The sequence below is a fragment of the Methanosphaerula subterraneus genome (assembly GCF_052055875.1).
Classification (GTDB): Archaea; Halobacteriota; Methanomicrobia; order Methanomicrobiales; family Methanospirillaceae; genus Methanosphaerula; species Methanosphaerula subterraneus.
Genome location: NZ_CP170508.1, coordinates 1529097 through 1541990 on the forward strand (window position 1 = coordinate 1529097; position 12894 = coordinate 1541990).

Consider the following 12894-nt stretch of genomic DNA (forward strand, 5'->3'; position numbering starts at 1 on the left):
ATCTGTCTTCAGCCTCAGTTCCCTCACTCCGAGAGGGTCGAACGGGCGTTCTCGACCATACGCTGGCCGGCCCGGAGCTTGGCACCGGCCAGGGTGTAGTCCCGCCCCTCGAGCGCCTCGAGCGCTTCGTGATACAGCCCTTCGGCTCGTTCGGCCCGGACCTTTGGTTTCGAAACATCAACTCCTTCATCCCCTGCAAGGAGGATATCCTCCTGGACGGCGAGGATGTCGCCGTACAGGCCGTCGAGGTCTGACCTGAGTTCGTCCTCCTTCTCTGGATCCCGAACAGCCCCCCCCACGGATTCCGGCGTCGACATCTGGGCCGGCCGGGCTTCCAGCAGTTCGTCCTCGACCGTCTTCGAGGCCTCGCCGAGGAGGGCGGCGAAGGCGGACCGGTCCTGTTTGGACTGGTCATACCCCTGATAGGCCTCCCAGGCCCCGCCGGCCGTGGCACCGCCGAGCGCCCCCCCGAGCAGGTCCCCGACCCCTTCGCTCTTCTGCAGCAGCCCGCCGATACCCCCGAGCACCGAGCCGATGGCACCCCCAGCAAGGGATCCCACCAGCCCGCGTTCGATCTCGCGCCGGTACCTTTTCACCGTGTAGGTGACCTTCACACTCCGGTCTTCGGTGGTCAGCGCCAGCGACCCCTGCTCGTCGACGTGCTGCACCTCCATCGTGACGAGGCCGGGGCTCTTCTGCTGACCGGTGATCTCGGTACCCTGCACAGCCAGCTGCGACATCAGCCGGTTCGAATAGTCGTTGAAGTACGGTGCGCATTCCTGGGCATAATAGATAAACGGCATCTGCTCTCCTGACAGGCCGACAGCCTGTCGCTGGAGAGTGTATCTGAAACTGCAGATAAAAAAGGGACGGTTTTTCCGTCGTTTCGGATCAGTCCCCGTCCAGGGCCCGGATCCGTTCGACCGCCGTTTTAAGGGTCTCGAGCGAGGCCGCGTACGAGAGCCGGAGCCAGCCGGGGGTGGAGAAGGCGGTGCCGGGGGTGACGGCCACATGCGCCTCCATCAGCCACCGTTTGGCGATGGCGAGGTCGTCGCCGCCGGTCTTCACATAGGCATAGAACGCACCCTCGGCCGGGGCCGTGCTGTACCCGAGGTCTGCCAGGGCCCCGAGCAGGTACTGCCGGCGGCGATCGAACTCGACCCGCATCGCCTCGACGCAGGACTGATCCCCGGTCAGGGCAGCGACCCCGCCGGCCATCGCGAAGGTGGCCGGATGGCTGATGGTGTGCTGCTGCACCTTGATCATCTGTGCGAGGACGGACGGCGGAGCCACGGCGTACCCGAGCCGCCAGCCGGTCATCGCGTAGGCCTTCGAGAACCCGTTGACGGTGATCGTCCGGTCGGCCATCCCGGGCATCGATCCAAGCGACCGGTGGACTGCCCCGCCATAGACCAGTTTCTCGTAGATCTCGTCGGAAAGGGCGATCAGGTCCTGGTCGATGCAGAGGTCGGCGATCATCCGGAGCGACCTGTCGGTGAAGACCGCACCGGACGGGTTCGAAGGAGAGTTGACGACGATCATCCGGGTCTTGCGGGTGACCTGTTCGAGCAGGGTGTCGTCCACCTGGAAGGTCTCCTCGTTCAGGTGATGGTGGACCGGCGTCCCGCCGGCGATCAGGACACCGGGCTCGTACGAGACCCAGGACGGGTCGAGGATCAGCGCCTCGTCGCCGGGGTTCAGCACCGCCTCGAACGTTTCGTAGATCGCGTCCTTCGCCCCGCAGGTCACGATCACGTCGGAAGGGGTGCAGGGGACATTGTTCTCCCCGCTGATCTTCTCTGCGATCGCAGAGAGGAGGGCCGGCGTGCCGGCCGAGGGGGCATAGTGGGTCTCCCCGGCCAGCAGGGCGCTGATACACGCCTGCTTGATATGATCAGGGGTATCGAAATCGGGCTCACCGATGCTGAGGCTGATCACATCGATCCCCTGCTGCTTCATCTTCTTGGCGGTATTGGAGATCTCGATGGTGGCCGAGGGGGCCAGCGCACCGATCTTCGCCGAGAGCGGTCTCATTCTAACCGCTGGATCATCTTGATCGCTGACTCCACCGCCCGCTTTGCATAGTCGATCCGCTCGGTCGCCTCCATCCTCGTCATCCCGGGGCCGGAGATGCCCAGCGCCACCGGTTTGTTGAACTCAAGGGAGAGATCGATGATCTTCCGGGCCGCATGCTGCACCACGATCTCGTCGTGCTGGGTCGCTCCCTCGATCACGCATCCGATCGTGACGACGGCGTCGACCCGGCCGTCGGTGAGCATCTTCTTGATCGCGAGCGGCATGTCGTACGCCCCCGGCACGTAGATGCACTCGGTCACCTCGGCGCCGAGGAAGGTCGCGTGCTCGCGTGCTTCGATCTCCATCATGTAGGTGATGTCACGGTTGAACTCTGCCACCACAAATCCAAGTTTTATTGCCTTCATCGCCATATCTTCAAACTCCCTGGTTTTCTGTATCTCTCTGATATCCATATAGTCGTTGTGACCCTCACCTGCGGGCGGGCCCGGCATCGGCAAAACCCTGCCGCTGCCCGGTGCCGGCGTCCCGCTCGAGCTCTTTCGGGGCCAGGATCAGCCTGATCGCGCTGACGGCATGCTCCCGGGTCCGCTGCTCGGCGAGCCAGGCCAGTTCTGCGTCGTTCTCAGCCTCGTCCTCATGGACGAAGACCTCGATGATGTGGTGATTGGTCAGGAGCTGGGCATGGATCAGGCCCTGTGATGCCTCGTGGGCGCACATCCTGTCCTTGTCCTTGCCCCCGGGCATCCCGAGCGCCATCACGATGTCACACCGCCGTTCCTCGATCAGTTTCTTGCAGGCGACCGGGAGGTCCTTGACCCCCGGGACCGTGTACCGCTCCACGGCGACGCTGGCGTGCCGCTTGAGCTCATCGATCGCGATCGCCCCCATATTCACACGTGCAAAGGTGGTGTCAGCCACCCCGACCCTCATCCCAGCACCTCGGCGGCAGCACCGACACCGTCGCCGACAGCAAGGCCGTGCTTCTTCAGCGCGTACTGGACGGCTGCGAGCGTGGCCAGGATCTCGGGGGCGCTGACCGCACCCATCGACCCGATCCGGAAGATCTTCCCCTTCAGGTGGTCCTGGCCGCCGGCGATGATGATTCCCATCTTCTTCACCGGGCCGCGGAGGTCGTCGTCGGTCATCCCGTCCGGGATCCTGCCGGCGGTGACGGTGTTCGAGTATGCATGGTACTGGTCGAGCGTCGGGAAGAGCGAGAGCCCCCAGGCGCCGACGGCTGCCCTGACCGCTTCGGCCATCCGGGCGTGCCGGGCGATCCGGTGGGGAAGGCCCTCCTCCTCGATGATGGCACAGGCTTCGCGGAGTGCCAGGAAGAGCGGGACCGCCGGCGTGTACGGCGTCTCCATCGGGGTCTTGGCGGCGTTCTTCCGGTATGCGGCGAGGTCCAGGTAGAACGGCCTCTGCTCGGCGATCCGTCCCCAGGCCCGTTCCGAGACCGAGACGGCGGCCAGCCCGGCCGGCGCGGCCAGACACTTCTGGGAGCCGACCAGCGCGATATCGACGCCCCATTTATCGGCCTCGACCAGGTCTCCGCCGATCGAGGTGATCCCGTCCATGATGAAGAGGGCATCGTGCTTACGTGCCAGCTTCCCGACCTCAACTGCCGGGTTCTTGATCCCTGCAGAGGTCTCGTTGTGGACCAGGGTCACCACTTCGGCGCCGTTCTCGAGCTTCTCGGCGAGGAGGTCGAGGTTCAGCGGGGTCCCCCACTCAGAGGCGACCTCGTGCGAGGTCCCGTACAGGGCCCCGATCTTGCAGAGCCGGTCGCCGAACTTGCCGTTGACCAGCGACGCAATCTGCTTGCCCTTTCCGAAGTTGGCGACCGCGGCCTCCATCGCAGCGGTCCCGGATCCCGAGAGGATTACAAGGTCATTGGTGGTCCCAAAGGTGGTCTTCAGCGTCTTTACACAGTCTGCATAGACAGCGCCAAACGCTGCACTGCGATGGTTCATCGCCTGCTGCATCATGGCGTACCGGACCCGTTCAGGCATCGGTACCGGCCCTGGCAGCATCAGTAACGGTTCGTTCTCCATATGGATCAGTCCATTCCAGCCGAAGACCGGCGATCACGGCCAGGTCTTCCCCGGGGTTCGACGCACCGGTGGTGCGTCCACCACTATATATGGGAGAATATGAATATAAGCTGGAGGTCTTCCATGGCAGTTATATCGATCATCGCAGGATCTGCCTCTGATCAGCAGATCGTACAGAAGGTGACCACCGTCCTCGACGAGGAAGGGATTTCCTATGACTACCAGGTGCTCTCAGCACACCGCGACCCCGACCGGCTCGACGAGTACGTCAGGACCTCCGATGCACAGATCTTCATCGCGATCGCCGGCCTCTCGGCAGCGCTGCCCGGGGTGATCGCGGCCCGGACCAGCCGGCCGGTGATCGGGGTGCCGGTCAGCGGCTCGCTCGGCGGCCTCGATGCGCTCCTCTCGATCGTGCAGATGCCCAAAGGGGTGCCGGTGGCCTGTGTCGGGATCGACAACGGGGCCAATGCGGCGCACCTGGCGATCAGGATCCTGCACGCAGCAGACACCTGAACGCAAAAAATTGAATAAAAATATTACTCTTCTTTTTTGACAGGAGTCGGATCGGGTGCCGGGAGCAGCTGGTCCACGATCTTGAGTGCACAGAGATCCCCGCACATCGAGCAGGTCTCTGTCTCACCGTCACGGGTGTGGACCGCCTTCGCCCGCTCCCCGAAGAGGGCCAGTTTGAACTGTTCGTCCCAGTCGAGTCTCCGCCGTGCCTCTGCCATCTGCACCTCCCGCTGGATGAAATGCCCTTTCGGGTCCCGTGCCAGGTCCCCGATATGGGCTGATAGGCGGGCGACCCGGGTCCCCTCGATGATGTCCTGCACGTCCGGCAGGGCCAGGTGCTCGCTCGGCGAGACCATGCAGAGGAAGTCGGCTCCGTTCATACAGGCGATCGCGCCCCCGATCGCACCGACCACGTGGTCGTAGCCGGCCCCGATATCGGTGACCAGCGGCCCGAGGAGGTACAGGGGGGCGTCATCGGTCAGTTCCTTGATCATCTTGACATTGTAGCCGACCTGCGTGATCGGTATGTGCCCCGGCCCCTCGATCATCCGCTGCACCCCGGCGGCGAGCGAGCGTTTGGCCAGCCTTCCAAGCGTCAGGTACTCGGTCGCCTTCGCATGCCGCTCGGCGTCCTGCATGCATCCCGGCCGCATCCCGTCGCCGAGGCTGATCACGACGCCGGCGTCGGCCAGGATCTCGAGCAGATAGTCGAACTCGGCATAGAGGGGGTTCTCCTCGCCGTTCGCGAGCATCATCGCGACATGGAACGAACCGCCGCGGGAGACGACGCCCATGATCCGCGGGTCCGACTTCAGCGCATCGAGCGCCTGCAGGTTCACCCCGCAGTGGAGGGTCAGGAAGTCGACGCCCTGCTTGCAGTGCTCGCGGATCACCTGGAAGAGCAGGTCGGCGTCGACATCGGTGACGTTGCCGGCCCGCCGGACCGCCTCGTAGATCGGGACCGTCCCAACCGGGGCGTCGAGGGTCAGGATCTCCTTTCGGATCGCCTGCAGGTCCCCGCCGGTCGAGAGGTCCATCAGGGCGTCGGCCCCCTCGGCCAGCGCCGCCCGCCCCTTCTCCATCTCAAGGGCCGGGTCGCACCGCTGTCCGGAGGTCCCGATGTTCACGTTCACCTTGACCCGGCACCCCTCGCCGACCGCAGCGATCCGGTGTGGCCGGAGAGGGTTGGCGAGCACGGCGATCCTGCCCCGTGCGACGGCGCGTGCGGCCTGTCGGGGTACAAGTCCTTCGTCCCGTGCTATGGCTTCGACCTCAGGAGGCACACCATGGAGACATTCGTGGATCAGGCTATGCATAACACACATTTGTCAGGACTCCTTAATATTCTGCATGCCAGTCAGATGGATCCCGGGACGGGACGCACAGGCCAACAGTTACCTCTTTGGCGATGTCCTCGTCGACGCAGGAGTGGTGCCGATGGCCGTGGAACGATACAAGGACCAGATCAGCACGATCATCCTGACCCACGGCCACTACGACCACACCGCCTATCTCAAGGAGATCGCTCACATGTGCAGTGCCAGGGTCTGCATCCATGCAGCCGACGCCGAGGCGCTCTTCCGCGACGAACTCTCCCTGGCGAATCACTTCGGCGAGCACTCGCCCCGGATCGCACCGGACCAGAAACTGCAGGGCGGCGAGGTGATCGGCGGGCTGCTGGTGATCCCGACGCCCGGACATACCGCCGGCTCGATCTGCCTGTACTCTGAGGAGGAGCACCTGCTCATCTCCGGGGACACGGTCTTCACCGACGGGGCCTGCGGCAGGACCGACTTTCCGACCGGTTCGACCGCGGCGATGGAAGCGTCGCTGCTGTCGCTGCAGAAGCTGGATGTCGAGGGGCTCTATCCGGGCCATGGCGAACCGGTCGACCACGGCGGGGCCATGCAGATCGCAGCGGCCGCAGTCCTCTGCAGACGTGGCTGGTAAGGGGATCTACTGCCTCTGCCTCAGGAACAGTCTGACCAGCCTCTCGATCGGAAGACTGGGGGAACGGACCTTTGAGGAGGGGTGGCACCTGTATGTCGGCTCCGCCCTCGGGCCGGGGGGGCTCGCCCGGGCGGATCGGCACCAGCGGCTGGCGGCGGCCAGGGACCGGCGCCCCACCTGGCACATCGACCATCTGCTCATCTCCGACCGATTCAGGCTGGCGGCGGTGATCACCGCAGAGACGACGGACCCCCTCGAATGCGCCCTGGCAGCAGCCATCGGCGGGAGATCGGTGCAGGAGTTCGGATCGAGCGACTGCCACTGCGGGTCGCACCTCTTCTACCGCCCGTCGGACCCGGCAGGCGAGGTCTGCACGGCCATGGAGGGGCTGGGCCTGGCGCCGGCGATCAGAAGAGTGATATGAGAGGAGAGGCGATCGACAGGCATGGATGTATGCGGACTATCCGGGAGCACCCGGCTGCACGGGAACACCGCGGCACTGGTGAATACGGTCCTCGACCGGTGCAGTGCCGGCGGCCTCTCCACGAACTTCGTCTCGCTGGCAGGAAAGGAGATCCTGCCCTGCACCGGCTGTGAATACTGCAGCACCGAACACCGGTGCATCCTCGAGGACGACTGGGAGGAGGTGGCCGACATGATCATCGACGCCCAGGTGCTGGTGATCGGGACGCCGGTCTACTTCTACGAGGTCTGCGGCCACCTGAAGAACTTCATCGACCGGACCTACTCGCTGTACCACGATAAACGGCTGATCGGGAGGCACGGGGTGGCCATCGCCGTCCATGCGGACAAGGGGGCTGAGCGGGCGATCGAGACGCTGGAGGCCTTTCTGAACACCCACCAGTTCACCTATGTGGGGAATGTGATCGGACGCGGGTTCAAAGCCGGCGAGGTGCTGAACGATAAAAAAGCCGTCAGCGAGGCCGAACGGCTCGGGGACGCGATCGTCCACCTGCTCCGCCCGGACGATTGATCATCCTTTATCGGGCATGACGCCAGAGAGTACTTCCCTATGACAGAGACCGAGGTCCCGCTGAAGGGTGGGAAGGGAAGAGGGATCGTCATCCCGGCAGGGCCGGTGAACCTCGTCGCCGTGATCGCAGATCAGGGGATGGTCGGGTGCGGAGCCTTCGACATCGACGCCCTGCAGAACTTCGGCTATCCGGCGGCAAAGGTGAGACCGGCGAACGGCCCGTCCATCCAGACGATCGACGACCTGCTCGCCGGCACGATCAGGAGCGTGAACCCGGCCGCAGCAGCCCTCGGGGTCAGAGAAGGGCAGACCGGCAGGGAAGCGCTCGATCTCCTTGCCTGAGGAAAAAGAGAGAACCTTTTTTATTTTTTTATCAGGACGGCCGGTGCACCGGCTCGTAGACGGTGTTCCGCTCGACCAGCGGCCGGCCGAGGTCCTCGCAGATCCTGCGCATCTCGGTGGGATCGAGGTACGCGGCATCCTTCGCCCCGGCGTCCACGGTGACATCGTCCTCGTACATCGTCCCGCCGAGGTCGTCGCCGCCTGAGAGGAGTCCCATCTGGGTCATCTTCAGCCCGAGTTTTCCCCAGGAGACCTGGATATGGTCGAAGTTGTCGAGGAAGAGGCGCGAGACGGCCAGCAGCAGCAGGTCCTCAACGCCGGTGGCTCCGGTTGAGGCCAGACCCGCCTGGAAGAGCGGGGTGTTCTGATGGATGTACGTCAGCGGGACCAGCTCGGTGAACCCGCCGGTCTCGTCCTGGATCTCACGCAACATCCCCAGGTGCCGGATCCGGTCCCGGGCAGACTCGCAGGAGCCGTACATGATGGTGGCCGTCGAACGGATCCCCATGCCATGCGCCTCCTTAATGATCCGGATCCATTCTGCACCAGAGACCTTGCGCGGACAGATCACCTTCCGCACATCCTCAACAAGGATCTCGGCGGCGGTCCCCTGCAGGGTCCCGAGGCCGGCCGCCCGCAGCCGGTCCAGCACCTCGGCCGTCGGAATGCCGCTCTTCTTTGCGACGAACGAGACCTCTTCAGGGCTGCAGGTGTGGATGTCGGCCTTCGGAACCACCGCGTGGACGGCCCCGATCATGTCCAGGTAGGACTGGAGGGTGAAGTCCGGGTGGACCCCCGAGAGGAAACAGACCTCGCTGACCCCCCGTTCCCTGGCCAGCGACGCCTTCTCCCGGATCGCGTCGAGGCTGTTCAGGTACGCCCCTTCATCGCCGGGCCGCCGTCCGAACCCGCAGAACCCGCAGAGGTTCTTGCAGATGTTGGTCACATGCAGGTTCTGATTTCTGACATAGGTGACGCCAGCGCCGACCCGCTCCTCGCGGAGTTCATCGGCCGCAGCGAGGACCGTATAGATCTCGCGCCCCCGGATCGAGAGCAGATGCAGCCCCTCGGCCTCGGTCAGCCGGCGGCCTGCCAGCACATCACGCAGTATGGTCTTGGTATCCATCGTTCTCTCTCCTCTCAGCGTTTCCGCTCTCCTTTCTTCCGCTTCGGATCTTCTGACTCATCCCTGCGCGACCGGAGATAGAGTTCATGGGCCAGCATCAGCACCACCACCACCACCACCACCTCGGGGAGGTGGAGGGGGAGGAGGCCGACCAGCGGGACCACGACGAGCACCTTGCCGACGACCCATTCGGGCTTGACCGGCTGGATCTGGCCGACGCCGGTGAACGCACCCTGCTGATCCTCGATCGGGTTATGATCCCCCTTGGTGATGTAGCCCCCGTGCGAGGCATGGTAGGTGGCAGCGGCCGTGGTGTCGTCGACGTACTGGATCGCACGGTGGATGATCGGATGGACCGCGGTGTTCCCGTTCGGCCGGTAGATGATCACGTCACCGTAGACCATCTGCCCCGAGTTGTTCGGGAGGGTGTTGTACTTGCCGTACCCGGTCAGGGCCCCCTCGGCCGAGGTCTGCAACGCTCCGAACCGGTCCTGCTGCACGACCAGCACCAGGTCCCCGACGTTCATGTTCGGGGTCATGCTCTCGGACTCGATCGTCACGACCGCCGGCCAGGTCCCTGATACCAGGAAGAGCAGGAGTGCGATACCGGCCACGACCCCGACCACCCAGAGGAGGTCCCGGGCGAGCGAAAACTTCGGCTCCTCACTGGTCCTGAGTGCAGCCAGAAGCGACGGTTTCTCCGGATTATCCTTTGATCCTGACATTGTCTGCTGCTAAATTTGTCGATCCCCCTATTAATGGTACCCTCTTCCACACCATTATCCACCAGCCAGTCCAATACTGATCAGATGCTCAAGGCCAGCGAGATCCTGCAGCGGTTCATCGAGACGAAACTGCAGGTCCACCCGGACGTAGTCAGGTACCTCCAGGAGCAGAACGACCCGGCACTCGTCGACCAGGTGATCGCGGCCGCCTCCGACCAGACCGTCGTCGTCTCAGCTGCGGTGATCCCGAAACTCCGTGCAGAGCGGGACGGGACCCGGTTCCTGGCCGATCCTGAAATGGAGGTGCTGGCCGGCGCCGCCGGCACCTCCGAGGCTGTCACCAGTGTCCACGATTATGTCCATTACTTCCGGGACCGGTACAACCAGCTCGGCGCCATCGTCAGGGCCCGGGCCCATGCGATGCCGATCGAGGCGCTGGTGAAGACGACCCGGTACAAGCAGCAGGAGTGCACGATCATCGGGATGGTCGGGGACTCCCGGACCTCGACCAAGGGGCACAAGATCGTCCAGGTCGAGGATCCGACCGGAACGATCGCAGTCCTCTTCAACAAGAACAGGCCGGACTTCTCAGAGGCAGAGCGGCTGATCCCAGACGAGGTGATCGGGGTCCGGGGGACCCTCTCGCCTGAAGGGACCCTCTTCTTCGGGAACCAGCTGATCAGGCCTGACATCCCGCTGACCCATGCGCCGTTCAAAAGCCCGACCCCTGGCAGGGCGGTGCTGATCTCGGACGTGCATGTCGGCTCCGACACCTTCCTCCCCGAGGCCTGGGACCGGTTCTCCACCTGGCTCAAGACCGCCGATGTCTCGTACCTGCTGATCGCCGGGGACGTCGTGGACGGGATCGGGGTCTACCCCGGCCAGGAGCAGGAGCTGGTCATTCGAAACATCTACGAACAGTACCAGGCCTTCGGGGAGATGCTCGCCGACCTGCCGGAGAGCCTGAAGATCGTCGTCTCGCCCGGCAACCACGACGTGGTCCGCGGAGCCGAACCGCAGCCGGCCTTTCCGGACAAGTTCACCGGTTCGTTCCCGAAGAACTGCACGGTCGTCGAGAACCCGGCCCTGATCAGCCTGCAGGGGGTGCGGGTGCTGATGTACCACGGCCGGTCGATCGATGACATGATCAGCCTGATCCCCGGCGCTTCGTACGAAAACCCCGGCCAGATGATGGAGGAGATGCTGCAGCGGCGGCACCTGGCCCCTTCCTACGGCAGGAGGACGCCGATCGCCGCGTCCAAACAGGACAGGCTGGTGATCAACCCGATCCCCGAGATCCTGCTGACCGGTCATGTCCATATCATGGGGATCACCCGGTACCGCGGGGTGCTCGGGATCAATGCCGGGACCTGGCAGGGTCAGACCGGGTTCCAGAAGCAGATGAATATCAACCCGACCCCGGCCCGCGCCGTCGAGGTGGACCTCCAGACGCTGGAGTACCAGGTCCATGACTTCAGCGAAGCCTGACCTGTAGATGGGTGAAACAGAAGAGCACGGTGACGACCGGAGGGGGACGAGACCATGAGCGACACGATCAACAGAGAAGAGCAGGAGAGCGGCAGCGACGGGCGGATGGATGCGTACCGGGCCACCGCAAAGAATTGGGAACAGACCTTCGACGCAATCGTCGACCCGATCTATATCCTCGACACCAGCGGGGAGATCCTCAGGGCCAACCAGGCCGCCGCAGACCTGGCCGGTATGGAGCCGGGGTCGGTCAGGGGGAGGCACTGTTACCAGGTCGTGCACGGAGCCGGGACCTTCAGCGAGGGGTGCCCGTTCGTGAGGATGAGAGCGTCGATGCAGCGGGAGAGTTATCAGGTCAGGATCCAGGACCGCTGGTTCATCGCATCCGTCGACCCGATCCTGGATGACCAGAAGAGACTGCTCGGTGCGGTCCATATCCTGACCGACATCACCGACCTGAAGAAGGGGCAGGAGGCAGAGGCGCGCCTGGCCGCGATCGTCAGTTCCTCAGAGAGTGCGGTCGTCGGCAGCACCCCCGACGGGACGATCACCTCCTGGAACGCCGGCGCCGGGATGCTGACAGGATACACCGGAGAGGAGATGATCGGCTCGTCCCTGGAGAGACTGGTCAGACCGGAGGACCGGGAGGGGCTCAGCGCGACGCTGGCGGCGATCACCCGGGGCTACCGGCTCCACCCGACCGAACAGGTGGTGCTCAGGAAGGACGGGTCACCGATGGAGGTCTCGCTCTCGGTCTCGCCGATCCTGGGTCAGGCAGGGGCGATCACCGGCGTCTCCTGGATCTGCCGGGATATCTCCGGGCAGCGGAAGGCGGAACGGGCCCTGGTCGCCTACCTGACCGAGGCGGCCCTGCGGCTTCGGAACCCGGTCGCGATCATCAGGGATCACCTGGCCCAGGTGATCGCCCTCGTCGAGGAAGGGGAGATGACCCCTGAGCAGGCGCTGATGCTGCTCCGGGTCCAGGTCAGCAACGCCACCCAGGTCCTCGCCAACATCGATGACCTGAACCGGATGATCGCAGAGGGGGCCGACGATATCCCGGACGCCTACCGCCAGTTCCTGATGCGAGGAGACTGATGGGGCAGTACTTCACCAGCGAGGATCTCGCAGAGAACCGGATCTTCCTCGTCCTCTCGGCGGCGACGGCGCTGCGCGAGAACAATGCCAGGATCGTCACAGAGATGACGGCACAGGGGTACGGGGTGATCGTGATCACGACCAGTTATCCGTGTGCGGTTCTTCGGAGCGTCTACACCAGACACGGCATCGACCTCGAGCAGATCTCCTTCATCGATACGATCACAACCTTCGCGCTCGGGTCGACCCCAGGCCCCGACCCCCGGTGCCGGTACGTGAACAACCCCTCCAACCTGACCGACATCGGGATCGCAGTCAGCGAACTGCTCAAACAGCGTGCAGACCAGAAGACCTGCATCCTGATCGACTCGGTCTCGACGATGCTGATCTACCTCTCGTCGGTGAACATCTCCAAGTTCATCCATTTCGTCTCGAACAAGCTCCGGCTGATGGACGTCGCCGGGATCTTCATGGCTGTGGAGAAGGGGCTCGATCCCCTGCTGATGACCCAGCTGACCACCTTCGCGGACAGCACGATCGAGATGCAGGATCCCTGAACAGGGA

16 protein-coding genes are annotated in these 12894 nt (G+C 64.2%); 8 read left to right on the forward strand and 8 right to left on the reverse strand.

Annotated elements, in window-relative coordinates; translation table 11 throughout:
• Positions 1 to 23 precede the first annotated feature (23 nt).
• The 5 genes from ACFKSJ_RS07320 to ACFKSJ_RS07340 all read right to left on the reverse strand — a co-directional run bounded on the left by ACFKSJ_RS07320 (position 24) and on the right by ACFKSJ_RS07340 (position 4091).
• The gene (locus ACFKSJ_RS07320) at positions 24 to 803 is read right to left on the reverse strand and encodes a hypothetical protein (protein WP_440949147.1); all 780 of its coding nucleotides are present in this window, start codon (positions 801 to 803) and stop codon (positions 24 to 26) included.
• An 88-nt stretch (positions 804 to 891) separates the two neighbouring features.
• Entirely contained in the window at positions 892 to 2034 is a 1143-nt protein-coding gene (locus tag ACFKSJ_RS07325) for a pyridoxal phosphate-dependent aminotransferase (RefSeq protein ID WP_440949148.1), read from the reverse strand.
• Entirely contained in the window at positions 2031 to 2447 is a 417-nt protein-coding gene (gene ribH / locus ACFKSJ_RS07330; RefSeq protein ID WP_440949149.1) for a 6,7-dimethyl-8-ribityllumazine synthase, read from the reverse strand. The genes ACFKSJ_RS07325 and ribH overlap by 4 nt, the downstream gene beginning before the upstream one ends.
• 58 nt (positions 2448 to 2505) lie before the next feature.
• Positions 2506 to 2967 carry a riboflavin synthase gene (gene ribC, locus ACFKSJ_RS07335; RefSeq protein ID WP_440949150.1) on the reverse strand — a complete coding sequence of 154 codons (462 nt, stop codon included), beginning with the start codon at positions 2965 to 2967 and terminating at the stop codon, positions 2506 to 2508.
• Positions 2964 to 4091: a pyridoxal-phosphate-dependent aminotransferase family protein gene (locus tag ACFKSJ_RS07340; protein WP_440949151.1), complete on the reverse strand. Its 1128-nt coding sequence runs from the start codon at positions 4089 to 4091 to the stop codon at positions 2964 to 2966. Before ACFKSJ_RS07340 ends, ribC begins: the two co-directional genes overlap by 4 nt.
• Positions 4092 to 4214: 123 nt before the next feature.
• On the opposite strand from ACFKSJ_RS07340, the gene purE reads away from it, so the two are divergent.
• Positions 4215 to 4607, forward strand: coding sequence for a 5-(carboxyamino)imidazole ribonucleotide mutase (gene purE / locus ACFKSJ_RS07345; RefSeq protein WP_440949152.1), 393 nt, complete (start codon positions 4215 to 4217; stop codon positions 4605 to 4607).
• Positions 4608 to 4630: 23 nt separating this feature from the next.
• On the opposite strand, the gene thiC is transcribed toward purE, so the two are convergent.
• Positions 4631 to 5932 carry a phosphomethylpyrimidine synthase ThiC gene (thiC, locus tag ACFKSJ_RS07350; RefSeq protein WP_440949153.1) on the reverse strand — a complete coding sequence of 434 codons (1302 nt, stop codon included), beginning with the start codon at positions 5930 to 5932 and terminating at the stop codon, positions 4631 to 4633.
• A gap of 25 nt (positions 5933 to 5957) precedes the next feature.
• Here thiC and ACFKSJ_RS07355 point away from each other — a divergent pair, with 25 nt between their 5' ends.
• The 4 genes from ACFKSJ_RS07355 to ACFKSJ_RS07370 are packed head-to-tail and all read left to right on the forward strand — an operon-like array spanning position 5958 to position 7893.
• Positions 5958 to 6557, forward strand: a complete 600-nt coding sequence (locus ACFKSJ_RS07355; protein WP_440949154.1) for an MBL fold metallo-hydrolase — start codon at positions 5958 to 5960, stop codon at positions 6555 to 6557.
• Complete coding sequence (locus tag ACFKSJ_RS07360; RefSeq protein WP_440949155.1) at positions 6547 to 6981, forward strand: GIY-YIG nuclease family protein; 435 nt, start codon at positions 6547 to 6549, stop codon at positions 6979 to 6981. Before ACFKSJ_RS07355 ends, ACFKSJ_RS07360 begins: the two co-directional genes overlap by 11 nt.
• A gap of 21 nt (positions 6982 to 7002) precedes the next feature.
• Complete coding sequence (locus ACFKSJ_RS07365; protein ID WP_440949156.1) at positions 7003 to 7551, forward strand: flavodoxin family protein; 549 nt, start codon at positions 7003 to 7005, stop codon at positions 7549 to 7551.
• 39 nt (positions 7552 to 7590) lie between these two features.
• Positions 7591 to 7893 (forward strand): YunC family protein, encoded by a 303-nt coding sequence (locus tag ACFKSJ_RS07370; protein WP_440949157.1) that lies wholly within the window; start codon positions 7591 to 7593, stop codon positions 7891 to 7893.
• Between the two features lie 31 nt (positions 7894 to 7924).
• Here the strand turns inward: ACFKSJ_RS07370 and cofH are convergent, their stop codons facing one another.
• Together cofH and ACFKSJ_RS07380 are read right to left on the reverse strand one after the other, a co-directional pair.
• Entirely contained in the window at positions 7925 to 9019 is a 1095-nt protein-coding gene (cofH, locus tag ACFKSJ_RS07375; RefSeq protein ID WP_440949158.1) for a 5-amino-6-(D-ribitylamino)uracil--L-tyrosine 4-hydroxyphenyl transferase CofH, read from the reverse strand.
• A gap of 14 nt (positions 9020 to 9033) precedes the next feature.
• Positions 9034 to 9744 carry a S26 family signal peptidase gene (locus ACFKSJ_RS07380; RefSeq protein ID WP_440949159.1) on the reverse strand — a complete coding sequence of 237 codons (711 nt, stop codon included), beginning with the start codon at positions 9742 to 9744 and terminating at the stop codon, positions 9034 to 9036.
• An 84-nt stretch (positions 9745 to 9828) separates the two neighbouring features.
• Between ACFKSJ_RS07380 and ACFKSJ_RS07385 the strand changes: the two genes are divergently transcribed.
• From ACFKSJ_RS07385 to ACFKSJ_RS07395, 3 genes are read left to right on the forward strand one after another with little or no spacing between them, the layout of a single operon-like run.
• Positions 9829 to 11232, forward strand: coding sequence for a DNA-directed DNA polymerase II small subunit (locus ACFKSJ_RS07385; RefSeq protein WP_440949160.1), 1404 nt, complete (start codon positions 9829 to 9831; stop codon positions 11230 to 11232).
• A 54-nt stretch (positions 11233 to 11286) separates the two neighbouring features.
• Positions 11287 to 12330: a PAS domain-containing protein gene (locus ACFKSJ_RS07390; protein ID WP_440949161.1), complete on the forward strand. Its 1044-nt coding sequence runs from the start codon at positions 11287 to 11289 to the stop codon at positions 12328 to 12330.
• Positions 12330 to 12887, forward strand: a complete 558-nt coding sequence (locus tag ACFKSJ_RS07395) for a DUF7504 family protein (RefSeq protein WP_440949162.1) — start codon at positions 12330 to 12332, stop codon at positions 12885 to 12887. The genes ACFKSJ_RS07390 and ACFKSJ_RS07395 overlap by 1 nt, the downstream gene beginning before the upstream one ends.
• The last annotated feature ends 7 nt before the right edge of the window (positions 12888 to 12894 follow it).

Coding starts and splice junctions, on each gene's coding strand:
- ACFKSJ_RS07320 (WP_440949147.1), bottom strand. CDS start 803: ATGCCGTTTATCTATTATGCCCAGGAATGCGCACCGTACTTCAACGAC.
- ACFKSJ_RS07325 (WP_440949148.1), bottom strand. CDS start 2,034: ATGAGACCGCTCTCGGCGAAGATCGGTGCGCTGGCCCCCTCGGCCACC.
- ribH (WP_440949149.1), bottom strand. CDS start 2,447: ATGGCGATGAAGGCAATAAAACTTGGATTTGTGGTGGCAGAGTTCAAC.
- ribC (WP_440949150.1), bottom strand. CDS start 2,967: ATGAGGGTCGGGGTGGCTGACACCACCTTTGCACGTGTGAATATGGGG.
- ACFKSJ_RS07340 (WP_440949151.1), bottom strand. CDS start 4,091: ATGGAGAACGAACCGTTACTGATGCTGCCAGGGCCGGTACCGATGCCT.
- purE (WP_440949152.1), top strand. CDS start 4,215: ATGGCAGTTATATCGATCATCGCAGGATCTGCCTCTGATCAGCAGATC.
- thiC (WP_440949153.1), bottom strand. CDS start 5,932: ATGTGTGTTATGCATAGCCTGATCCACGAATGTCTCCATGGTGTGCCT.
- ACFKSJ_RS07355 (WP_440949154.1), top strand. CDS start 5,958: ATGCCAGTCAGATGGATCCCGGGACGGGACGCACAGGCCAACAGTTAC.
- ACFKSJ_RS07365 (WP_440949156.1), top strand. CDS start 7,003: ATGGATGTATGCGGACTATCCGGGAGCACCCGGCTGCACGGGAACACC.
- ACFKSJ_RS07370 (WP_440949157.1), top strand. CDS start 7,591: ATGACAGAGACCGAGGTCCCGCTGAAGGGTGGGAAGGGAAGAGGGATC.
- cofH (WP_440949158.1), bottom strand. CDS start 9,019: ATGGATACCAAGACCATACTGCGTGATGTGCTGGCAGGCCGCCGGCTG.
- ACFKSJ_RS07380 (WP_440949159.1), bottom strand. CDS start 9,744: ATGTCAGGATCAAAGGATAATCCGGAGAAACCGTCGCTTCTGGCTGCA.
- ACFKSJ_RS07385 (WP_440949160.1), top strand. CDS start 9,829: ATGCTCAAGGCCAGCGAGATCCTGCAGCGGTTCATCGAGACGAAACTG.
- ACFKSJ_RS07390 (WP_440949161.1), top strand. CDS start 11,287: ATGAGCGACACGATCAACAGAGAAGAGCAGGAGAGCGGCAGCGACGGG.
- ACFKSJ_RS07395 (WP_440949162.1), top strand. CDS start 12,330: ATGGGGCAGTACTTCACCAGCGAGGATCTCGCAGAGAACCGGATCTTC.